Here is a 21712-nt window from a genome sequence, read left to right on the forward strand (position 1 = left end):
TTATGAGATTATTCATCAGCTTTTTGTTGGTCATCTTCGTCCTATCATCTTCCTCTGCACAAACAGATACTAGTCATCGAGACACGGTAAAAACGCTTGAAAAAGTTTCCATTTTTAAAAGGAAGAAAAAGAAGTTAGCCACGGATGTGAAGCTAGCCGCATCAGTAGACGAACTATTAGCTACTTCGGATAACATCAGCTTTATAAAAAGAGGTGCTTATGCTTGGGAACCTTTATTGAATAACATGACTACCGAACGATCCGTGATCACGGTGGATGGCATGCATGTATTTGGTGCTTGTACAGATAAGATGGATCCCATTTCTTCTTACATGGAGAGCAATAGTATTTCAAGTATTAAAGTAAGCTCTGGACAACATGGCAATATGCAGGGGGCAACTGTGGCGGGAAGTATCGATCTGCAACGAATAAGTACACCGTTCGGTCAAAACAACGTATGGAGTGGAAGTTATCAAACTGGCTTTGAATTCAACAATAATCAGACGTTCAACTTAGGTAATTTATCCTATTCTGGCGCAAAGTTCGTTGCCGATGGAAGTATTGGATACAGAAAGGCAGGAAATTACACCGATGGCAATGGTAACGAAATCAATCACTCGCAGTATAGTAAATTCAATACGTCACTAGGATTAGCCTACAAAACAAGCGAATTATCCTCGATCAAGGTAGATGCTATATTTGATCAAGCCAATAATGTTGGTTTTCCCGCATTACCCATGGATCTTTGGTTATCTAGGGCTATCATTACATCTGCTTCCTACCAGCAGCTATTTGAAACTGGACTTTTACGTCTTTGGGATACGAAAGCGTATTTCAATGCCATAGAACATTACATGGATGATACTAATCGTCCCGAAAATCTCGTGCATATGGATATGCCCGGGTGGAGCACAACCTATGGTTTAACGTCGCGCGCGGAGCTGAAGCAGGGAGCATATCAAGGTGATTTACAGTTAAACGCGTATGATAACCTGTCTATTGCTGAAATGACCATGTATCCGCAAGACCGGAGCCAACGCACGATGTTTGCTTATACGTGGCCTTGGGTTACTACGCGGTATGCAGGAGTTTCTAGCAGCAATACATGGAATCTTTCTGCTATTAGCGAGGTCAATATTGGTGGTTCTGTGGGCATGCACTACAACTATTCAAGATATTCCGAGTTCAACAGAATATTTTATCCAGAAGATTCTGAATCAAAAACCAGATTTCTTCCCAGCCTAAATGCTCGGTATCAACTTACTTTGGATAGAATTCGAGTATTGTTGGGAGCAGGTTTTGGACAACGCGCGCCATCTGTATCAGAAGGTTATGGCTATTACATATACAATAGTTTTGATCTTTACGATTATATCGGCAATCCTGACCTTCCTAACGAGACATCCTACGAGGTCAATGCGGCAGTAAACTACGAGGCCGAAAAATGGAGTATTTCTAGCCAAATCAATGTATTTCATATTCGCAGTTATATCGTAGGAAAAATACTGAGCATTGGAAGCCCCATGAACTACCAATCTGTCGGTGTGAAAGCGTATAGCGCACTGGAATATGCAAGACTATTCAATATCGCCGTCAGTGGTCGTTACGATATTTTGGAACATTTGCACTGGAAAGGAACGTTGACCTATGCTCGCGCATCAGATAACAACGATGTTAATTTACCTTTCATCAGACCGCTTAATTATAACTCCTCTTTGCACTTCATGCACAAAAAAATGGGCATACAGGCAGCCATTAACGGGGATCTCGCGCAACATAATTTTAGTCCGGAATATGGCGAAACTCCTACGCAGTCGTATGCAGTTTTTGATCTCTCTGGCGACTACTCTTTTTCATTAGGGAAACATCGTATGGTAGTGCAAGTGGGTGTCGAAAACATGTTTAACTCATTTTATACGACCTATGCGGATTGGGGCAATATTCCCAGAATGGGGCGCAACATCTTCACTACGCTTAAAACACAATTTTAATCATTTATACACTTTATAACTAAAAAACAATGAAACACTTTAAACAATCTGTAGTATTAGCTCTTTCTGTCCTTGCGTTGACAGCCTGTTCAAAAGACGAAAATAATGGGGTATCCAACACGGTTACTTTACAGTTTAATAACACCTACAAAGACCAAACTATTGTTCTTGGTGATGCCCAATCTCCTGCCGCTACCGTACTCACTTCGCAGGCTGGTCAGACTCATCGTTTCACCGAAATTAAATATGTTGTGAGTAATATTCGACTTGTACGGGCTGATGGTACTGAAACGCCATACAACATCAATAATTTGGACAACGGGGCGACTGTTATTGACCACGCGAAACCTGAAAGCTTAAAATATGTACTGAAAGGTATTCCCGCAAACCGTTACGAAAAAATAAAATTTGGTTTAGGCGTAAAATCAGAATTGAATACCATAGATCAGGTTAGATTTCCTAGTTTTTATGCTTCTGCAGGTGCTAACGATACAGAAATGATGTGGGAATGGGGCGCAGGTTACCGCTTTGCCAAGCTGGAAGGTTTCTACGGAATCGATAATAAGGTCATGTCTATCCATACTGGAAGTACGATCGAAGGTCCGGAAGGCAACCGCACCCAAGGCGTAGATGCTTACAGGGATATTACGTTAACCTTCCCAACTACGTTGAACGTAGGATCTACTAGTGCAACCATATTCATTCGTGCCGACTTCGATAAGCTATTGAGTGGCAACCTAAACAAAATTACGCTCTCTACGGGAACAGGCGGTACTGATAATGCGACACCGAATATTCATACTGCGCTACAGATGGTCAGGTTTGTAGACAATCTGGGTGGTAATGGAGAAGCCGATCATTCCGGTATGTTTTCTATCCAATCTATTGCAGAATAAAGCATAATAAGAGCCATCTCTTAACAGATGGCTCTTTCAAAAATTTACATGAAGTAATGAGAATTTATATACCTCTTATACTAGTTGTCCTTTTCCTCTTTTGCGCTTGCGAAAAAGCCGAGATCGAAGCACCTGTTGTTGATAACCCAATACTATTGCTGTCTATTCCATCTGGTTTTCCAGCTTTAAATCCTGCCGTACAATCCAATCTGCCTACCAAATATGGCGTAGCGCTTGGAGAGAGATTGTTTCAGGATAAAAAATTTAGCGGCAACAATACGGTTTCTTGCTCAAGTTGTCATATTCAATCCAATGCCTTTGCAGATAAGGAAGCAAAAGCAATTGGCATTAATGGCCGGGTCGGAATTCGTAATACGCCACCTATTCAAAATATGGCTTTCATGAAATTTTACAATTGGGATGGTAGCAAGCTCAACTTAGAAAGCCAAGCAATTGTGCCCATAATTACGCACGAAGAGCTAAATTCTAGTATTTTGGAGGTCATTGGTAAGCTACAAAACGACCCATCATATCCGCTCCTATTTGCTAATGCATTTGGAGATCCGTCTATCACCGCCGACAGAATATATCGGAGTTTGGCACAGTATCAATATACTTTAATCTCTGCCGATAGTAAATATGATCGTGTTCGCTTGCATGAAGATGAAGTGTTTACGGAAAGTGAATCGCGCGGCTATACTATTTTTCAAATGAAGTGTAAGAGCTGCCATGATACCGAGTTATTTACAGACCAAAGTTTTCGCAATGTAGGATTCCCACTAAGCACTAGTACACAGGAAGCTGGCCGTGCCCGAGTGACTGGTATTCCCGCAGATTATATGAGTTTTAGAGTACCTTCATTAAGAAATGTAGCGTATACCGCTCCGTATGGGAGTTTCGGTCAATTTGCTACCTTGATGGATGTATTAGATTATTTCGACAACGGTGTACTGAATGCCGAAAACTTGGATCCCATTTTAAAAGCGAATAACAATCGTATCCCACTCAGTCAAAATGAGAAATTGGATATTATAGCATTTATGAAGACCCTCAGTGACAGTACTTTTGTGGGTACAACCAACTTGTAAACAACTATTTCGAAAACTTATAGATCAACCCTAGCGTAAAGACTGCATTACCGGCTTTTAAATAGTTATTGTCTACCACACCAATATTAAATCCGTTGGTGTACTGGAGTTGAATAGATTTGTTGAGCTGCATCCGAGTGTAAAAAATCGGTTCTATAAAAAGATTCTCTTCCACAGGAGACGATACGCCATCGATCCAAAATTCCTTCATACGGATAAAGCTACCACGTATTGCCGTTCCATAACTAAATTCTCTGGACCGACCGAACAGCCGCACATCTTCGCGCTTGCGAGAGATATTGGCTTGCACAAAGATCTTTTCGAAATCCATCTCCCGAATCTCCGTCGGAGCCATGCCTGTCGTGGTGGCGCGGGTATCTGCATCGCGCGAATTACCTAATCCATAGCCCCCATACAATTCGAAGATGCGATCTTTATTTTTGCCAAAGGCGGTAAAGTAGCCCAATCCGCCCTCGTACATATACTGCTTGTATTCTTGATTGCCTGATTTGTTATCTACGTAAGATCCGTTGGCCATTACGGCGACATGCTTGCCGACAGCAACAGCGAGATTGCCACTGGCATTTCCTTTAATGTTGGCATGAGCCGCCGCATACACTTCACCTTGATTGGCAAACATTGGCGTAGCAGGTACATTGGGCTGGTAAATAGAGCTACATCCTGATAAGATGAGCGCCGCAGCCAGATACAAGAAATGAAAATTCTTAAACATAGAATCGATTGAGGTAATGCGCTACCTTACCGAAATACTGTGCCAAATCACTGCAAAGGGATGGTAATGCTATAGAATCCCTTTGCGAATCAACTCGGATTCCATCTGTTTTTGCACATTAACAGCCTCTTCTCGAGCTTTCTCGGCAAAATCACGACCAGACGAAGCATAAATAATGGCACGTGTGCTATTGACCAGCAATCCGCATTGCGCGTTCATACCATATTTGCATACTTCTTCCAAAGATCCGCCTTGTGCTCCTACGCCAGGAACCAACAGGAAATGATCTGGCGCGTGCGCGCGGATGTTTAAAAAAGCTTCTCCGCGTGTTGCGCCTACCACATACATCAAGTTGTCGGTGCTGCCCCACGTATTGACTTGGTCAATTACTTCTTCAAAAAGCTGTTTATCGGCTTTATTCGTGAAATTTTGAAAGTTCTTACTACCTGCATTCGAGGTTAGCGCCAATATGATGGCCCATTTGTTCTCAAATTCTAAAAATGGGGTGACAGAATCTTCTCCCATATACGGCGCAATAGTGATCGCATCGAAATCTAAACCCGAAACTGCCGGATCGAAAAATGCTTGGGCATACATTTTGGAAGTGTTGCCAATATCACCGCGCTTCGCATCAGCAATGCGCAAGGTGTTTTTAGGAAGTATTTCGCACGTTTTACGTAGCGATTCCCATCCTTTGGCACCGTAGCACTCGTAAAAAGCGATATTGGGTTTATACGCCACACAAAGATCTTCCGTGGCCGCTACGATCTCTTTATTGAATGCGAAGATAGGATCTTCCTCATCCAAGAGGTGTTCTGGAATCTTAGTGAGATCGGTATCCAATCCGACACATAAAAAGCTTTTCTTGGCTACAATTTCTTGAAATAAGGATTCTCTAGTCATACAACTTATTCAGCAGCTAATTTCTTTAAATAATTAACAAATTCGGGATCACTATAGTCGGCCATACCTTTGTGGGTGAATACACGCTGACCATGTTTATCCAAGACAACGGTAGCAGGAATAGCACCGCTCATCCACGTGGAAGGAATATCGCTCTCTGGTACAAAAACGGGTAAATCCAGCTTTTGCTTTTTCAAAAATTCCTGTGCTACATCCATATCACCTTCTACCTCTACCAACATAAATACGATATCGTCCTGCACGCCGATCTTTTGAATTAGGGTTTGGATGGATGGCATCTCGGCCACACACGGACCACACCAAGTTGCCCAGAAATTGATAAATACCACTTTGCCTTTAAGGTCAGCCGTGTGAATGGATTTGCCATCTACATCCACCAAGGTAACACCTTCATTAGCGGCAATTACTTCTAAAGTATCTTCACCAGCCGGTTTGTTGGTTTGTTCCACCTTTGGCTTGAACAAACCAATTTTCATGAGCCCTTGCTGTAGAACAGCACGACTAGCTGGCCAAAACATCAGCAAAATGAGCACAACAAGTACACCGTATATTATTTTACTTCCTACTGAAAATCGTGGCTTATTATCCGTCATCATATTCGTATTTAGAGGTCAAATTTCTCCAACTGCTTCAACAAAGTAGCGAAATCTTTCGGATAATCTGCTTCGAACACATAATCTTTACCCTCGACAGAAAATGCGACCGATTTCGAGTGCAGCGCGAAGCGCTTCATAATAGGTTGCTCCTCTTGGCTTTTTGACAGGGTGAAACCTCGTTTTTTGATTTGTGAAAGATACACTGGCTTGCCTTTATACATAGCATCGCCCACGATTGATGCACGCTGTGTAGCTAGGTGAATCCGAATCTGGTGCATACGACCCGTTACTGGGCGACATTCTACCAAGGTATAATGGTTGAAGTATTGAATGCTTTTGAAAAATGTTTCCGCCCGCTTTCCGTTCGTACGATCGATGGATACGTTTTTATTTCCTTGGTTCAAGATCGGAAGATCTACCAGCAAATCATCAAACGTATGCGTACCTTCGATAATGGCATGATATACCTTGCGTACCCGTCGTCTTTCAAATTCGATGGATACCGCGCGGTAGGTTTCTGGGTTTTTGGCAATTAATAATACTCCCGAGGTGTCCTTATCCAAGCGGTGACAAACTTGCGCATCCTCGTGATAGCGTTTTGCTAATCGTAAAATATTGATTTCGTCGCCCTCCCGCTGATCCAATGAAGACACAAAGGGCGGCTTATTGATGACAATGAGATTTTCATCTTCATGGATAATCAGATCCTCAAATTTTGGAAATTTAAAAAGACGTGCGTCGGCTTGTATCATGCGGCAAAAATACAAATAAGCAGAGACTTTTAGATTATCTTCCCAAAATACCTACTTTTGCTTATAGCACAAAGCCGGTCAACTACCTGCTCAATTCATTTAACACAACATGACATGTCAGTCCATAACGTTATAAAGAGAGTTACTACATCAAGTTTACAAACCATGAAGCAACGCCAAGAGAAAATCAGTATGCTCACCGCATATGATTATTCGATGGCGCGCGTGCTGGATGAGGCAGGATTGGATGTTTTGCTGATCGGTGATTCTGCTGCTAATGTATTTGCAGGTCACGAAACGACGTTACCCATCACGCTAGATCAGATGATTTATCATGCTGCTTCGGTGGCGCGTGCCGCAAAGCGTGCGATGGTGCTAGCCGATCTTCCTTTTGGCACGTACCAAGGTTCAGTTCATGATGCATACAACGCGGCTGTTCGCATGATGAAAGAGTCTGGAGCACACGCTTTGAAACTAGAAGGCGGTGCGGAAGTGATCGACAATATTCGTAAAATTGTTCAATCGGGTATTCCCGTCTGTGGGCATTTGGGATTGACGCCACAATCTATTTACCAATTTGGTGATTTTGGTGTGCGTGCCAAAGAAGAAGCCGAAGCAGAGAAATTGAAATCCGACGCTCTACTATTGCAGGAAGCAGGATGTTTTGCCATTGTATTGGAAAAAATTCCGGCTCAGTTGGCGACAGAAGTTTCGCAATCACTCACGATTCCGACCATCGGCATCGGGGCTGGCAATGGCTGCGATGGACAAGTATTGGTGGTGAATGACCTGTTGGGCTTGACGAAGGATTTTAAACCTAAATTTCTTCGCCGATACCTCGATCTATATAGTGACATCTCCAAAGCTGCTTCGCAGTATGTGGATGATGTGAAAACGGGCAGCTACCCGAACGAATCCGAACAATACTAACGCATCATGCTAAAGATCCTGATCATTGGCGCTCTATTGGGCATCTTGCTGTATTTCAGCTTTCGTCGACTAAAGCGTAGTTTTAGCTCCGCTTCGGTAAAAAAAAACCGGCCGGGATATATTGCTTTAGAAGTAGATTCCGCGGATACAAAACGTGCTATCCGCTCAACGGCGGTGACGGTCGGCACTGGTGGGATCTTATTGCTCATTATCTTATTGTTGGGGCTTAAGATTAAGATCTTGCTGATCATGCTACCCATTGCGATTTATCTGATCGCACAGATTTTCTTGTTGGCCAACCAAATGAACGCGATCCGCAATCGCAAGGTATGGTTCAATCCCCAAACCTCAGACTTATGGATTGAGGACGCTTCACAAGGCAATTACGCCGTAAATATCTACCGCGACATCACGGCGGTAAAAACAGTGGGTGCTATTCAACAAAATCGAGATGTATTCTTTGGTTATCATGAATTAATTACCACACAAGGATCCATCCGACTTCCATCACTACTAAGTGAGAATCGGCAAAACAACTTTTTCTTTGATACGCTGCGTGATGGTTTCGAAATTAAACCGCATCGATCAATCTTCCCTTTACTGTAAAATTCCCTATGGCTGATTTATCTCTTAACGCGAACCATTCCCTCCGTTACTATGCATTAGGAGAAAAGTCTATTACCGTGGTTTTCGGCGATCGCATTGATCCCGATATATCCCACAAAATACGCTCAGCAGAAATTTTATTAAGTAAAGATCCGTTTCCGGGCATGCTCACGACTGTAGCGGCATATACCACACTGTGCATACATTATGATCCATATATTCTAAAATCTGCCTATAAAAGCGATCATAAGAGCACACAGGAATGGATATTCGAGTATCTTTCTGCTCTAATGGATCGAGTACACGAAAATGCGCAATCCTCAGCTGATATTTTGCGTATTCCAGTGTGTTACGGTGGTGAATACGGCCCAGATCTTGAGCATGTAGCAGCACATACCGGACTTACCGTAGCGGATGTTATTGCGCGACATACTTCCAACACGTATTTGGTATATATGATGGGCTTTATGCCCGGATTTCCGTATCTGGGCGGTCTCGATCCACAATTGGCTACGCCAAGAAAAACAACGCCGAGAAACCTCGTGCCACACGGATCGGTTGGAATTGCTGGCGAACAAACCGGTGTATATCCATTAGACAGTCCCGGTGGTTGGCAGCTGATTGGACGCACGCCGTTAAGACTTTTTGACCCCACAAGCGAGAAACCAATTTTGCTGCAAAGCGGCCAACAGATTCGTTTCGAACGGTTGGATCACACCCTTTTCGAAGCTTGCAAACGCGATCATTATGGAAATAAAACTTCATAAACCCGGACCATTCAGCACCATTCAAGATTTGGGTCGCTTGGACTTCCTGTCGTCTGGTGTACCAAAAGCAGGCGCGATGGACAGCTTATCACTGCGGCTCGCCAATATGGCATTAGCAAATAAAGCCGAAGCCGCCGTCATTGAGTTGACCTACGCACAAGCGGAGATAGAAATTCTTTCGGATATGCTATTGGCCTATTCCGGACAAGGTGCTTTACTGGTTTCCGGGAAACAAACGTTGCCCGCAAACCGACCACTGGCACTAAAAAAAGGCACACGATTGAAGTTAGTTCCTGACGGAATGGGCTGTCGAACGTATTTGGCCGCACCGGGCGGATGGGATGTTCCGCTGGTAATGGGAAGCAGAAGCACCTATTTGCTGGCCAAAATTGGTGGTGTAGATGGCCGCCTGCTGCAAGCTGACGACGTACTACGCGCTACCAAATGGCAAGAAAAACACCAACGTCTTTTTAAAAATTTACAAGAAAACAACCGCACACATCCGCAATGGGCGATCAAACCGATGTGGCATGCCATAGCTGGCACGCAGGTGATTCGGGTTTTGCGTGGACCAGAAGCTGACTGGTTTAGCCAAGAAAATCTGCTGCAATTAATGGCTTCTACCTTTGAAGTGGATCGCAATAGCAGTCGCATGGGATACGTTTTGCAAGGAAATCCACTCCAAAAAATAAAAGATCAAGAAATGCTGTCGACCGCGGTATTGCCCGGTACGATACAAATACCGGGAAACGGAAAACCCATCCTCTTGATGGCCGATTGCCAAACAACGGGTGGTTATCCGCGCATCGCCCAAGTAGCGGGGGCAGATTTACCTCGTTGCGGACAACTGAAACCAGGCGATCTCGTTTGCTTTCAGGAAATTTCGCTAAAAGAAGCGGAAAATTTATACCTTGAACAGGAACGCCATTATCGGCAAATCAAACGATCGATTGACCTTAAATACGATATGACACCATGTACTCCATAGATATCAATTGTGATCTGGGCGAAACACCGGGCAACCACATAAACTTGCTCGATGAAGCCTTGTTAGATTTGGTTTCTTCGGCAAACATCGCTTGCGGATTCCATGCCGGCGATGCGATGCGTATGGAAACGACCGTTGCGGCAGCAGTACAAAGAGGCGTAGCAATTGGTGCACATCCAGGGTTGGACGATAAAGTTAATTTTGGTCGCATTCCAATGCCTATTTCTCCTAAAGAAGCTTATCAGCTGGTGTTGTATCAACTCGGTGCTTTGGACGGCTTTGTACAGATTGCCGGCGGCAATCTGCAACACGTAAAACTCCATGGCGCGCTCTACAATATGGTGGCACAGGATCGCCTGCTTTCTGAAGCTGTGGCACAAGTTATTTGGGACTTTGATCCTTCGTTGAAATTGTACGTTCTGGCAGGTAGCGTGACGGTAGGTGTGGCGCAAGCGCGTGGCCTTCGCGTAGTACAAGAAGGTTTTGCCGACCGACGCTATCAGTCGGATGGCAAATTAGTTTCCCGCCAAGATCCTCTGGCGTTGATTACAGATCGAAAAGAGGCGCTGGAGCAATCCATTCTTATGGTCAAGCAACAAGCTGTACTAAGCATAGACCAAGTATTGGTAGCTCGACAAATCGAAACCATTTGCATACATGGTGATGGAGAGCATGCGCTTTCTTTCGCGCAAGATCTTCGGGATCATCTCCAGCAAGAGAACATACACATTAGCGCACCCTCCATATGAAAAAATCGAACTGGGGCGCTCTGCTGAGCGCGGCTTTTCTGATGGCGATCTCCGCGATCGGACCAGGGTTTCTAACCCAAACGGCTTTATTTACCTCGCAACTCGGCGCTAGTTTTGGATTTATTATTCTGGCTTCCATCATTGTCGACATCGTCGCACAGTTGAATATTTGGCGTATAGTCGCCGTGAGCGGTGCGCCAGCACAAGATATTGCCAATAAATTATTGCCGGGCTTAGGTTACGGATTGGCGACGATGGTGGCCTTGGGCGGAATGGCCTTTAATATCGGAAACCTGGCGGGTGCGGGTTTAGGATTGCAGGTACTATTTGGGATGGATGTGACCCATGGCGCGATCTGTAGCGCCGTGATCGCGATTGGTATATTTCTATACAAAGAAGCTAGCCGTGCGATGGATTTTTTCGTCAAAATCCTCGGTGTGATGATGATTTTTCTGATGCTGTATATTGCCTTTAAAAGCAATCCGCCTCTGGTCGAAGCAGCAGCACGCACGCTATCGCCACAGCAATTTAGTTTCACCGCACTAGTCACCATAATTGGCGGAACAGTTGGTGGCTACATTACCTTTGCAGGCGCACATCGGCTGTTGGATAAAGGTATTCGCGGTGTCGAGAATTTACCAACAGTAGATCGCGGTGCGATCAGCGCCATCGGTATTGCTTCTGTGATGCGCATTCTCTTGTTTATCGCAGCGCTGGGCGTTGTTTCTGCCGGTCATTTGATCGATCCCAGCAACCCACCCGCTTCCGTGTTTCGATGGGCTGGTGGCGAAGTGGGATACAAGATCTTTGGACTCGTGATGTGGGCAGCAGCCATTACCTCTGTCATCGGCTCGGCCTATACTTCGATTACCTTTATTAAAAGTTTTCACATACGTATCCAAGCCAACCTTCGGTTGGTCACGGTGACCTTCATCGTGATCTCCTGTCTACTCTACGGATTCATTGGCAATCCAGTGCAAACTTTGGTCGTCGTAGGTGCTTTAAATGGATTTATTCTCCCATTAGCACTTGCCGTAATGCTTATCGCAGCACACCAAACAACCATCGTTGGCTCGTATCGCCAACCGTTTTGGTTGACGACTTCTGGAACTATCATTGCTATCATCATGACCTACATGGGAATCCAGACCCTAATCGAATTGCTCGCGTAGTGATAGTATCCCATTAACTAAGCCATTTGCTTCGCGTCTATAAGTAGCTTTCCTAAAACATCAAAAAGGTGCTGACGTTGCTGTTTGTCGTTAAAATTCATACCAAAAAATGGTTTATTATTGTGATGTGAGTAAGCCGACAGGTAATGTATGCCCCCAAGCAAAAGTGCAAACACAGCTTCCATATCGGTATCGCTTTCTACGTCGTGCCCAAAGCTATTTAGTTTCTGAATAAACTGCGTATCTTTTTCTTCGCGCGTTGCCGCATACTCCTTTAATGCAGGAATTTTCGCAGAGAGTTCCCACACGAGTAGTTGATTTAGTAATGGATTCTTAAAAAGCGTATCCATTCGATCCTTTAGGTAAGTAGCCATTGCTTGTTCATCTTCTGGTTCTACCGATTCTTCTTTAAACTGCACACTTTCCAGTCGTAGAAATTGAGCTACCATATTAGAAAAACTTTCAAAATGGTAATACAGCAGTTTACGGTCTATACCACTGCAACTACTAACGTATGCAACATTAACTTTACCCCACCCTTCCTCGATCAGGATGTCGTGGATTCCTTTTAGCATTTTTGCCTTTGTAATAGTTGATCTTTTCCGTTTCATCATATTTAAGAGAAATTAGCCCTCTATTTAAATAAATTTTAAATCTGCGGACGCTTAACTTTTTGCCTGATAAAAACGAAAAAAGTCCCTTGGATGGTCATTCAAGGGACTTAAAAAAAGCTACTATGCAGAGAATTACTGTTTATATAAAATACTGTGCATTTTTTGAAGCGTAGCTTCTGGAATTTTGATCACTTTCCGATCATAAGTCATTAAACCATTGGTTTCCACCTCTACATCGGTAGTCTGTGTGTAGACGGCTGCCGATAGTCCTCTCGGAATCAATTTCGAAAGATCGGTTACCGCTTTTTGGTAACGCTCTGCCAATTCTTCTTTATTTTTGAATGAAACATAACCCCAGTTATCTTTATCTTGCCAAGTATGTCCATCTACTGGCAAACCGAAACCTCCAAATTCACCTAAGGCCAGGATAAATTTGTCTCCAAACAATCGTGGGTCGGGCATAGCCGCATCTGGATAATTGTGTATATCTAAGATATGACCCACGTAAGCAAAGTTACCACCGCTGGCGCTGTTAACTAAGCGCGAAGGGTCGTGTTCCATCGTCCAGTTGGTGATTTCCTTGGTTTTGAACTGCCCCCAAGCCTCATTAAAAGGTACCCAGATCACAATACTTGGGAAGTTGTGTAATTGATCCATAATGGATTTCCACTCTTTACGGTGGATCGCTTCTGACTCAGGAGTACGATCTTTATCATGTTGTCCGTTGGATACTTTTCCAGGTTGCATATCCCAATTATTTCCTCCCAAATCTCCACTTGGCATATCTTGCCATACCAAGATTCCCAAACTATCACAGTGTCTGTACCAGCGTGCTGGTTCGACTTTGATGTGCTTACGTATCATGTTGAAGCCCATCTCTTTTGTTTTGATGATATCAAACTTCAACGCCTCATCAGACGGAGCGGTGTGCAAGCCATCTGGCCACCAGCCTTGATCGAGTGGGCCGTAATGAAATACGAATTTATCATTCAAGTACATGCGCTGGATACCTTCATCATCGGCTTTCATACTGATTTTGCGCATAGCAAAATAACTTTTGGCCTGATCCACTACTTTCCCGCCACGAATCACTTTAACCTGTAGATCGTACAACTTTGGCTTGTCCGGACTCCACAACTCTACGTTGCTCAATGGTAGATCGATTGTACCGCTAACAGCAGCTGTTGCTTCAGCTATTTTTTTGCCACTATCAAATGCTTCTACGAGCAATTGATCGCCCGATTGTACCGCTTCAATATTTGCGGAAACAGATAGGATCGATTTATCGACGTTTGGCGTTTGCTTGGTTGATACGATATAGGTTGTAGGAACCGACTCGATCCATACCGTTTGCCAGATACCAGATACAGGGGTGTACCAGATGCCATGCGGATTATTGATTTGCTTACCGCGCGGTTGCGGGCCATCACTTGTCGGATCCCACACACGGATGACCACTTCCTGCTTTTCGCCTTTTTTCAAAGCTTTGCTGATATCCATAGAGAATGGATCAAATCCACCTTCGTGCTGGCCGACATATTGGCCATTGACATAGACATCACAACGCCAGTCTACCGCGCCAAAATGAAGTAGTGTTTTTCCTTTTTGCCAACGTGTCGGTACGCTGATCTCATTTTTGTACCAAAGCGCCTGATCTTTGTTGAGCGAGCGACCTACACCCGAGAGCGCCGATTCTACCGCAAAGGGCACCAAGATATTGCCGTCCCATTGGGTCGGCGCAGCCGATACGTTTTGCTCCACAATGGCATATTTCCATAGACCATTGAGGTTTTTCCAATTGTCTTTTCTTTCCAACTGTGGCCTCGGATATTCGGGGTGCGGTTGCTGATGATTTAGATTTTCGCCCCAGGTGGTCATGATCTTGTCCCCTGCCGGCTTCCATTCTTGCGCATTGGCCGAAGCAAAGCCGACCGCTACCACACAAGCGAAAATGCGTAGTTTGTTCATTATTGATGTTTTTCTGATGTATATCCTAGATGTTGTAATCCGAATTTTCAATCTGTTTTTAGGGGTGAACTATACCTTGTAGAATTGCTCCCATCCTTTAGCAGGTGGTGGGCCAATCAGTAAGGCATTAGCAAATTTGTCGTTCGTGACTTCTTTACGGACTGGATCGAAGTCCATTTTGGTATTGAGCCGCTGTGCGATTACACCCAGACAAAACACCTGACTCAGAGGACCCGCAATCTCAAACGGAGATCGGGTTTTTTCTTCGCCTTTGCAGGCTTTCAAGAAGTTGGCAAAGTGGTTGGATGGAGATGCCGGTACTTCCGGCAATCGGCGCTCCATTTCCTGTGCTTTTCCTTCCGGAATGATCGACAAGGTGCTGCCGTGTGATCCTCCTTTGAAGGTGAGATCCTTACCGTAGATAATTTTACCGGGATTGAGTTTGGCTGGTTCGATCGCACCGGTACTTGGCGGCGGTATATTCGGATCTAAACCAGATATGCCATACCCTTCCGGTATTGGCGGTAAATTATCGATACCATCGTACCAATTGATATCTAACTTTGGCATATTTTTTCTCTTTGGAAAGCTAAATTTCAACGTCGAAGACATCGGGAAAAAGAAGGAATTGTGTCCATCCAAAGACACAGCTTCTACACGATTTGGCAAGCCCAATGCAAGGAACTCATGCGCGGTATCTAAAATATGCGCACCCCAATCGCCTAATGCGCCCATCCCAAAATCAAACCAACAGCGCCATTGCCCATTCACAAAGTCTTTGTTGTAATCGTGACCCCAAGTTTGCATTTGCCAGATCTCCCAATCCAAGGTACTTGGAATTGTTTCCGGCATCGGGAATCGTTTCATATTTGGATCCCATCCATGCCAGCGCCGTGGCATATTCATGTGTGCATCGATCCGCGTCACATCTTTGATAATCCCAGCTTCCTTCCACGCTTTGAACTGGAAATAATTGGCATCTGAATGCCCTTGATTACCCATTTGGGTTACTACATTGCCGTGCTTCTTGGCCTTTTGCATCATAAGCTCCACTTCGTTGAATGTCTGCGCCATCGGCTTTTCGACATATACGTGCTTTCCTTGATCGATGGCCAGCATCGTCACGGCAAAATGGGCAAAATCGGGCGTACCAATCGACACGGCATCGAAATCTTTTCCAGCTTCGTCAAACAGGCGTCTGAAATCTTGAAACTTGCGCGCATTGGGAAACATTTTCAGGATTTCCTGCGTTTGCTTGGCACCCATGTCTACATCGCATACTGCTACTACGTTGCATAATCCAGTTTTATAGAGTTCTTTGATGATCTCGGCGGCACGATTACCAATGCCTACACAGGCTAGATTCACCCGTTCGTTGGCCGAGGCCAATTTCACGTTACCCAAAACGCTATTGGAAAGCAGCATAGCGCCACCCGCCATCGCAGTGCGCGAAATAAAGCTCCTGCGCGATAAATAATGATTCATAGTTCGTTTATTTTAAGGTGCAGGATTATTTGCGTTTATTAATCTTAATGTTGCGGAAGGATACTTCATCGCCATGGTCTTGGAGTAGGATGTATCCTTCCTTTGCTTCGCCAAAGTTTTCCCAATCCTTGTATTTACTTTTTGCTACTAGATCTTTAAATTCTGCTGATCCGCGTTTATAACTCACCATTTTAACACCATTCAAATAGTGCGTTACGTTATTGTTTGCATCGACTACCACTCGTCCGCGGTTCCACTCTCCGATTGGTCGGCGTGCGCGATCATCGCGTTTTGACGTGATTAGATCGTATAATGAGGCCAATGTACGATTGCCGTCGCGGCCCATCTTTGCGTCTGGATGAAGCTTATCATCCAATACTTGAAATTCCAGACCGATGGCCGAACCTACCGTTTGTTCTTTCAGGGTAACGAAATATTTCACCCCGCTATTGGCACCTGGCGTCAATTTGAATTCGAAAGAAAGGTCAAACACCGCATATTTATCACGGGAAATGATGTCGCCGCCATTGGTAGATTCACCGCCATCCGATTTCTGCACTTTGATCACACCATCGCCCACTTTCCAACCACTGGCTGGGAAGTTTTGATCGCGCACACTGCGCCATTGATCAGCAGAATTCCCGTCAAACAATAGACTCCAGCCCGCTTTCTGCTCGGCAGCGCTCAGGTTGTTTGGCTTCAGGTTGACGATGTGCTGGTCTTTCGCAAACGAAGAAGCTTTCAAGTTTTCCGTCTGAATGCGAATATTCTTGAAATATACTTTCTTACCATCCTGATCGTCTGTAATGCTATGTACCTGCAACCCGATAAATCCTTTTTGATCCAACGTATCTACCACGTAAGCTACAGGCACACCATTTACCCAAGTGCGCAACTCATCGCCAATCGCTTCAACGCGTAAGCGATTGTATTCATTTCTTTTATAGGCCGATTTGGCTTTTTCGTTGAGATCTAATGGATACAACCAACCGCGTCGCGCTTCATCGTAGATACCGCCTGTCCACGCCCGATCACTAGGATCTACTTCCACCTGTCTACCATACACGCGACCTCTGCCGCCATCTGCCTGCATATCGATATGACTGCGCGTTTGTATACCAGAGTTTGTTTGATCGCCTTCCAACTTGATATCCACTTCCAATATGAAGTCACCATACTCCTGCTCTGTGATCAAAAAAGAATTGGGCGTGCCTTTGGTCATCGTGCCTACAATCTCCCCATTCACTACATCGTAAGGCGCTTTACCACCTACTGATTTCCATCCCTGCAAAGTCTGCCCGTCGAATAAATCTGTCCAGCCGCGCTTCTGTGCGAAGCCATCGGCAGGAATACCAATCATCAAAGCGGCGCCAGCTACTGCCATTGCCTTACACCAGGATTGCATTCTTCTTCCTATCATCGTTTTTGTACTCATCATTAGCGTTTATTTGGTTATTCTTTTATTTCCGTTAATTCTGTGCTTTTAAGATTTAGGCATGCGGTATCCATTATGATACCGCGCTGCAAGAAATCTGTTGGCGCTCTTGTCCGTAAACTGACGTTTGTTTTTATCCCAATACAATTTCTGCCCTGTGCGGTAAGCGATGTTTCCGAGTTGTGCGAAGATCGCAATGTGCGCACCGGCTTCGATAGGCGCATGCAATAGATCTGGTTTCTGCTGCACGATCGCATCTACAAAATTGACCATGTGCTTATCCAATCCATCGTCGATTGATTTTTGGATAGTGACAGCTGTCATACGATCCCCTTCGGGAATGACTTCCCAACCACCGCGATTGAGCACCAACGTGCCGTTATTACCGATGAAAGCCACGCCGTGATCCCGATTGTACGGTCCGCCGCTAATGCCAATAGCATGCTCCCATTGAATATTGAAATCGTCAAATTCGTACACTGCCGTCAACGTGTCTGGCGTTTCTGAAGCACCGTCTGGCGCTGCAAACTTCCCACCTGCTGACATCACCGATACAGGATCTGATACCTTCATACCCAAAAGTGCGTAATCCAGCATGTGCACGCCCCAATCGGTCATCAATCCGCCAGCATAATCCCAAAACCAGCGGAATTCGAAATGAAAACGATTGGGATTGAAAGCTTTTTTCTGTGCCGGGCCGAGCCACTTGTCATAATCGACATTGGTGGGAGCTACCGTATCCGGTTTCTTCGTGATCGGTGTTTTCCAACCGACATAAGACCAAGCTTTAACCTGCCGAATCTTACCCAGTTTCCCAGAGTGTACAAAATCGATCGCGTCTTTAAAATGCTGTTGGCTGCGTTGCCACTGACCTACTTGTACGATTGCCCGATGGGATTGTGCTGCGGCCACCATGATCTCGCATTCGGCAATAGAATTACCAATTGGTTTTTCTACATACACATGTTTACCAGCTCGCACGGCATCCACCATCTGGAGGCAATGCCAATGATCTGGCGTGCCAATAATCACGGCATCCACTTTCGGATCCTGCAGCAATTCATGATAGTCGGTATAGGTATTGACCGTAATATTTCGGGCACCTAACTCATCAACTCGTTTGGCAAGCACATCTTTATCTACATCACAAAGTGCGGTACACTGTACCCTGCTATCTTTGAGAATAGCTTGTAAGTTGGACCAACCCATGCCATGGATACCGATCACACCAACGCGCACCGAGTTAGTTGCAAAGGATTTGGCAAAAGCTCCCCAACTCATGGCAGAGGCCGCTAATAGCGCTGTACTCGTAATAAATTTTTTTCTGTCCATTCGGTTAGATGCTTATCTGCACGGAAAGCTTCAAATGTGTTTTTTAGTTATCTCGCGAAAATTCAAAAATAAAATCTCCTAGCGAGTTTGCTAGACATCATTATTCGTTAAATTGATCGTCTATAATGGTATCAAAGATATCTACTAAAAAAAACTATTTTGTTACAAAAGTCTTATTCAGAGACTGATAATATCGAAGCTAGTTATTTTACGGTGAAAAATCTACTAAAAAGTACGATATCGTTGTAGGTAATTTACCCTAACATTATCGGATCGAAGCTATTCATTTCGTGTATACAAAGTTTGCCATATCGTATCAAAACCTCATTAAATCGTATCGCGTTGCCCATTTTTAATAGTATAGCGCATGATACTTTCAATCTCGAACATGCAAAAACTGGATTTGACCGCCTGAAAAGACGGGAACTTTGATAGCATCTTCATTCTCTGCCTCCCACTCAAAGGGAACAATCGCCGTACGACGCGGCCCAACTGCCGTAGGTGAGTTATGCGTATGGCAAACGTAAAGCCATTGATTGTTTGCCCGAAAAACATCGCCATGACCTGTACCAGGCCAATTGGTGTGATCCACACTGAGCAAGGCTTCGTTCCCGACTTTTATCCAAGGGCCAGTCGGCTGATCGGCTACCGCCATTCCTACGGCGTAATAGGGATTCCGAAAATCATTCGCCGAATAAAATAGATAATATTTCTGATCTCGTTTTATCACGGTGGGTCCTTCTGCGACTGGCCAAGATACATTGTCCGTGTTTTCCCAGGGCAAATTGGCATCCAGCAGTTCTAATAATGTTCCTGATTTGATCGATCCATAATCATCATTTAGCTCCGCTACAAAAATACGATTGCCGTTTTGCAACTTTACGTGATACAGATACTTCTTACCATCTTCATCCTGATAGATGAAGGGATCAATCTGCTTTCCTTCGGTGATGATGGGTACTTTTTGCTGTTGCGTGAAAGGCCCTAAAGGCGATGCACTTTGTGCAATGGCAATATTTTCATTGGCGGTGTATGCCATGTAGTAGATATTACCTTCCTTCCACACTTGTGGTGCCCAAAAACCTTTGTCACCAAAAACGTCATCTTTGATTAATGCAAATCCATTGTTAGCTCCTATTGGCCCTCCCCAAGTGGTAAGATCGGTCGATCGATACACGCGAAATCCCTGATCAGGCTGATCGCCATCGGTACCATACAGATAATAGACGCCATCTTCTTCAAAAATGGTTGGGTCGGCTGCAAAAATCGAGACCGAATCCGCCAATTGCTGCGTGCTCATCATCTCTGCTTCGCTACTGAAGCTACAGGAAATGAGTGTAAGAGACGCCATCAAAGAACTTAACCAGATAAAAAAGGCGTAAAAAGACAAACTAAATTTCATAACTAATCGCTTTTATGAAAGGATACTATTTTATTAATCTTCAAGATTTACTGTGGGGCCATCTACACGAAGGTTACCACCTTCATCGATCACCAAACGATCTATAAATGCTAAGCGTTGATCGCCGGTTTTGCTGGTGCGGCCGTGGTACACGCACCAAGTTGTGCCGTTGCGATCCGTCACCAAGCTATTGTGCCCCGTGCCAGTCACCACACCGCCTTCAGCAGTATTCTTTTGTAGAATAGGATTATTCGCTGATTTCTCAAATGGTCCTAAAGGGTGTGTGGACGTTGCGTATCCGACAGCGTAATTTTCACCACCAAAATAGTTTGCAGAGTACATCATGTAATAGGTTTGTCCTTCTTTGAAGATGTAAGATCCTTCTGTCCACCGGCGGTTGACTTCACCGCTGGTCACCGAACGGCTTTCCCATTCCGATTGCTTATCGGCCATATCTACCGGCGGACGCAACAATAGCACCGGTTCTCCGACTACACGTGAAAAATCCGCGGCTAACTCCACGCCATAGATCCAGCTCTCTTCTACCGAATCGAACATACCTTTCTCCTTTGCCCATTCCGAAATCTCGGAATCTACCGCATGCTTGTAACAGCATCTGGAGTAGTACATGTATACCTTTCCATTGTCTGCAAAATACAGGTTGGCATCAATGATGGGATATCCTGGATCGAATATCGGACCCGAGGAGCGGTCTACAAAAGGCCCTAGGGGGCTGTCTGCTTCGGCTACGCCGATTCTAAAATTTTCCAACTCATTATTGGGGTTGTCTTTCCAATCCGCACTATAGAATAAGTAATATTTTCCTTTATGCTCATATACCTCTGGCGCCCAAAAATCTTTGACTCCCCAAGCATGTTCCTGATCGTTGCTGTACGCTGTACCTTCTTTTTTCCACGAGGTCATATCGTCCGACACATATACGACAAATCCGTTCTCTACTCCTCCTGTGCCATACATATAGTAGCGATCAGAAGCTTTATCGTAGAGTACATAGGGATCACCAAAAGGTACATCTAGCGGGTTATTAGGCTGCGCCTGTTCTGACACGGATCGATTACAGGCGGCAAGGCTAACAAATAACAAAAGGAAGAAAAATAAATAGCGCTTCATGCGTTCATATTAAATTTTAGGATTGATGTTGCATCATTATTCTATGACAAAACACCGCTTAGCTGGTTATGATGATTGGCGTAGGCTACCTATGATCCAACACCTTTTAATGCATCTTGTTATTGTATTTTTGTTTATAATTGCAGATAAACT

The 21712-nt window shown here is 44.6% G+C and carries 20 protein-coding genes; 9 read left to right on the top strand and 11 right to left on the bottom strand.

The annotated features are described in order from the left end of the window. The first annotated feature begins 2 nt into the window (after positions 1 to 2). The 3 genes from AC3IRT_RS12475 to AC3IRT_RS12485 are packed head-to-tail and all read left to right on the top strand — an operon-like array spanning position 3 to position 3975. Complete coding sequence (locus AC3IRT_RS12475) at positions 3 to 1991, top strand: porin family protein (protein WP_489393544.1); 1989 nt, start codon at positions 3 to 5, stop codon at positions 1989 to 1991. 29 nt (positions 1992 to 2020) lie between these two features. Further along, complete coding sequence (locus AC3IRT_RS12480) at positions 2021 to 2887, top strand: MbnP family protein (RefSeq protein WP_489393545.1); 867 nt, start codon at positions 2021 to 2023, stop codon at positions 2885 to 2887. Between the two features lie 56 nt (positions 2888 to 2943). Then, the gene (locus AC3IRT_RS12485) at positions 2944 to 3975 is read left to right on the top strand and encodes a cytochrome-c peroxidase (RefSeq protein ID WP_489393546.1); all 1032 of its coding nucleotides are present in this window, start codon (positions 2944 to 2946) and stop codon (positions 3973 to 3975) included. Positions 3976 to 3979: 4 nt separating this feature from the next. Here the strand turns inward: AC3IRT_RS12485 and AC3IRT_RS12490 are convergent, their stop codons facing one another. The 4 genes from AC3IRT_RS12490 to AC3IRT_RS12505 form a co-directional block, all read right to left on the bottom strand. Further along, positions 3980 to 4708, bottom strand: coding sequence for a hypothetical protein (locus tag AC3IRT_RS12490; protein WP_489393547.1), 729 nt, complete (start codon positions 4706 to 4708; stop codon positions 3980 to 3982). Between the two features lie 69 nt (positions 4709 to 4777). Further along, a complete protein-coding gene (pyrF, locus tag AC3IRT_RS12495; RefSeq protein WP_489393548.1) occupies positions 4778 to 5611 on the bottom strand; it encodes an orotidine-5'-phosphate decarboxylase in 834 nt (277 codons plus the stop codon). Between the two features lie 5 nt (positions 5612 to 5616). Beyond that, entirely contained in the window at positions 5617 to 6228 is a 612-nt protein-coding gene (locus AC3IRT_RS12500; RefSeq protein ID WP_489393549.1) for a TlpA family protein disulfide reductase, read from the bottom strand. Positions 6229 to 6236: 8 nt separating this feature from the next. Beyond that, entirely contained in the window at positions 6237 to 6980 is a 744-nt protein-coding gene (locus tag AC3IRT_RS12505; protein ID WP_489393550.1) for an RluA family pseudouridine synthase, read from the bottom strand. A gap of 114 nt (positions 6981 to 7094) precedes the next feature. Between AC3IRT_RS12505 and panB the strand changes: the two genes are divergently transcribed. Genes panB through AC3IRT_RS12535 form a run of 6 tightly spaced genes read left to right on the top strand, consistent with a single transcriptional unit; the run spans position 7095 to position 12192 of the window. Further along, a complete protein-coding gene (gene panB / locus AC3IRT_RS12510) occupies positions 7095 to 7910 on the top strand; it encodes a 3-methyl-2-oxobutanoate hydroxymethyltransferase (RefSeq protein ID WP_489393551.1) in 816 nt (271 codons plus the stop codon). Between the two features lie 6 nt (positions 7911 to 7916). Beyond that, complete coding sequence (locus tag AC3IRT_RS12515; protein ID WP_489393552.1) at positions 7917 to 8516, top strand: hypothetical protein; 600 nt, start codon at positions 7917 to 7919, stop codon at positions 8514 to 8516. Between the two features lie 8 nt (positions 8517 to 8524). Continuing rightward, on the top strand, positions 8525 to 9283 hold the full coding sequence (gene pxpB / locus AC3IRT_RS12520) for a 5-oxoprolinase subunit PxpB (RefSeq protein WP_489393553.1): 759 nt from the start codon (positions 8525 to 8527) through the stop codon (positions 9281 to 9283). Continuing rightward, positions 9264 to 10271 carry a 5-oxoprolinase subunit C family protein gene (locus AC3IRT_RS12525; RefSeq protein WP_489393554.1) on the top strand — a complete coding sequence of 336 codons (1008 nt, stop codon included), beginning with the start codon at positions 9264 to 9266 and terminating at the stop codon, positions 10269 to 10271. The genes pxpB and AC3IRT_RS12525 overlap by 20 nt, the downstream gene beginning before the upstream one ends. Beyond that, positions 10259 to 11020 carry a 5-oxoprolinase subunit PxpA gene (locus AC3IRT_RS12530; RefSeq protein WP_489393555.1) on the top strand — a complete coding sequence of 254 codons (762 nt, stop codon included), beginning with the start codon at positions 10259 to 10261 and terminating at the stop codon, positions 11018 to 11020. The genes AC3IRT_RS12525 and AC3IRT_RS12530 overlap by 13 nt, the downstream gene beginning before the upstream one ends. Further along, a complete protein-coding gene (locus AC3IRT_RS12535) occupies positions 11017 to 12192 on the top strand; it encodes an NRAMP family divalent metal transporter (protein WP_489393556.1) in 1176 nt (391 codons plus the stop codon). The genes AC3IRT_RS12530 and AC3IRT_RS12535 overlap by 4 nt, the downstream gene beginning before the upstream one ends. 17 nt (positions 12193 to 12209) lie before the next feature. Here AC3IRT_RS12535 and AC3IRT_RS12540 read toward each other — a convergent pair whose 3' ends face one another. The 7 genes from AC3IRT_RS12540 to AC3IRT_RS12570 all read right to left on the bottom strand — a co-directional run bounded on the left by AC3IRT_RS12540 (position 12210) and on the right by AC3IRT_RS12570 (position 21559). Beyond that, positions 12210 to 12767: a TetR/AcrR family transcriptional regulator gene (locus tag AC3IRT_RS12540; RefSeq protein ID WP_489393557.1), complete on the bottom strand. Its 558-nt coding sequence runs from the start codon at positions 12765 to 12767 to the stop codon at positions 12210 to 12212. Positions 12768 to 12938: 171 nt separating this feature from the next. Next, a complete protein-coding gene (locus AC3IRT_RS12545) occupies positions 12939 to 14774 on the bottom strand; it encodes a glycoside hydrolase family 2 protein (protein WP_489393558.1) in 1836 nt (611 codons plus the stop codon). A gap of 69 nt (positions 14775 to 14843) precedes the next feature. Next, positions 14844 to 16259 (bottom strand): Gfo/Idh/MocA family oxidoreductase, encoded by a 1416-nt coding sequence (locus tag AC3IRT_RS12550; protein WP_489393559.1) that lies wholly within the window; start codon positions 16257 to 16259, stop codon positions 14844 to 14846. A gap of 25 nt (positions 16260 to 16284) precedes the next feature. Further along, positions 16285 to 17697: a 3-keto-disaccharide hydrolase gene (locus AC3IRT_RS12555; protein WP_489393560.1), complete on the bottom strand. Its 1413-nt coding sequence runs from the start codon at positions 17695 to 17697 to the stop codon at positions 16285 to 16287. A gap of 45 nt (positions 17698 to 17742) precedes the next feature. Beyond that, positions 17743 to 19026 (bottom strand): Gfo/Idh/MocA family protein, encoded by a 1284-nt coding sequence (locus tag AC3IRT_RS12560; RefSeq protein WP_489393561.1) that lies wholly within the window; start codon positions 19024 to 19026, stop codon positions 17743 to 17745. 376 nt (positions 19027 to 19402) lie between these two features. Further along, the gene (locus tag AC3IRT_RS12565) at positions 19403 to 20428 is read right to left on the bottom strand and encodes a glycoside hydrolase family 43 protein (RefSeq protein WP_489393562.1); all 1026 of its coding nucleotides are present in this window, start codon (positions 20426 to 20428) and stop codon (positions 19403 to 19405) included. A 33-nt stretch (positions 20429 to 20461) separates the two neighbouring features. Next, positions 20462 to 21559, bottom strand: a complete 1098-nt coding sequence (locus tag AC3IRT_RS12570; RefSeq protein ID WP_489393563.1) for a glycoside hydrolase family 43 protein — start codon at positions 21557 to 21559, stop codon at positions 20462 to 20464. Between the last annotated feature and the right edge of the window lie 153 nt (positions 21560 to 21712).

Source organism: Sphingobacterium sp. KH_072 (assembly GCF_057837975.1).

Bases quoted from the DNA above. Each gene is read 5' to 3' on its own strand.
- AC3IRT_RS12475 (WP_489393544.1), top strand. From the start codon at position 3: ATGAGATTATTCATCAGCTTTTTGTTGGTCATCTTCGTCCTATCATCT.
- AC3IRT_RS12480 (WP_489393545.1), top strand. From the start codon at position 2,021: ATGAAACACTTTAAACAATCTGTAGTATTAGCTCTTTCTGTCCTTGCG.
- AC3IRT_RS12485 (WP_489393546.1), top strand. From the start codon at position 2,944: ATGAGAATTTATATACCTCTTATACTAGTTGTCCTTTTCCTCTTTTGC.
- AC3IRT_RS12490 (WP_489393547.1), bottom strand. From the start codon at position 4,708: ATGTTTAAGAATTTTCATTTCTTGTATCTGGCTGCGGCGCTCATCTTA.
- pyrF (WP_489393548.1), bottom strand. From the start codon at position 5,611: ATGACTAGAGAATCCTTATTTCAAGAAATTGTAGCCAAGAAAAGCTTT.
- AC3IRT_RS12500 (WP_489393549.1), bottom strand. From the start codon at position 6,228: ATGATGACGGATAATAAGCCACGATTTTCAGTAGGAAGTAAAATAATA.
- AC3IRT_RS12505 (WP_489393550.1), bottom strand. From the start codon at position 6,980: ATGATACAAGCCGACGCACGTCTTTTTAAATTTCCAAAATTTGAGGAT.
- panB (WP_489393551.1), top strand. From the start codon at position 7,095: ATGTCAGTCCATAACGTTATAAAGAGAGTTACTACATCAAGTTTACAA.
- AC3IRT_RS12515 (WP_489393552.1), top strand. From the start codon at position 7,917: ATGCTAAAGATCCTGATCATTGGCGCTCTATTGGGCATCTTGCTGTAT.
- pxpB (WP_489393553.1), top strand. From the start codon at position 8,525: ATGGCTGATTTATCTCTTAACGCGAACCATTCCCTCCGTTACTATGCA.
- AC3IRT_RS12525 (WP_489393554.1), top strand. From the start codon at position 9,264: ATGGAAATAAAACTTCATAAACCCGGACCATTCAGCACCATTCAAGAT.
- AC3IRT_RS12530 (WP_489393555.1), top strand. From the start codon at position 10,259: ATGTACTCCATAGATATCAATTGTGATCTGGGCGAAACACCGGGCAAC.
- AC3IRT_RS12535 (WP_489393556.1), top strand. From the start codon at position 11,017: ATGAAAAAATCGAACTGGGGCGCTCTGCTGAGCGCGGCTTTTCTGATG.
- AC3IRT_RS12540 (WP_489393557.1), bottom strand. From the start codon at position 12,767: ATGCTAAAAGGAATCCACGACATCCTGATCGAGGAAGGGTGGGGTAAA.
- AC3IRT_RS12545 (WP_489393558.1), bottom strand. From the start codon at position 14,774: ATGAACAAACTACGCATTTTCGCTTGTGTGGTAGCGGTCGGCTTTGCT.
- AC3IRT_RS12550 (WP_489393559.1), bottom strand. From the start codon at position 16,259: ATGAATCATTATTTATCGCGCAGGAGCTTTATTTCGCGCACTGCGATG.
- AC3IRT_RS12555 (WP_489393560.1), bottom strand. From the start codon at position 17,697: ATGATGAGTACAAAAACGATGATAGGAAGAAGAATGCAATCCTGGTGT.
- AC3IRT_RS12560 (WP_489393561.1), bottom strand. From the start codon at position 19,026: ATGGACAGAAAAAAATTTATTACGAGTACAGCGCTATTAGCGGCCTCT.
- AC3IRT_RS12565 (WP_489393562.1), bottom strand. From the start codon at position 20,428: ATGAAATTTAGTTTGTCTTTTTACGCCTTTTTTATCTGGTTAAGTTCT.
- AC3IRT_RS12570 (WP_489393563.1), bottom strand. From the start codon at position 21,559: ATGAAGCGCTATTTATTTTTCTTCCTTTTGTTATTTGTTAGCCTTGCC.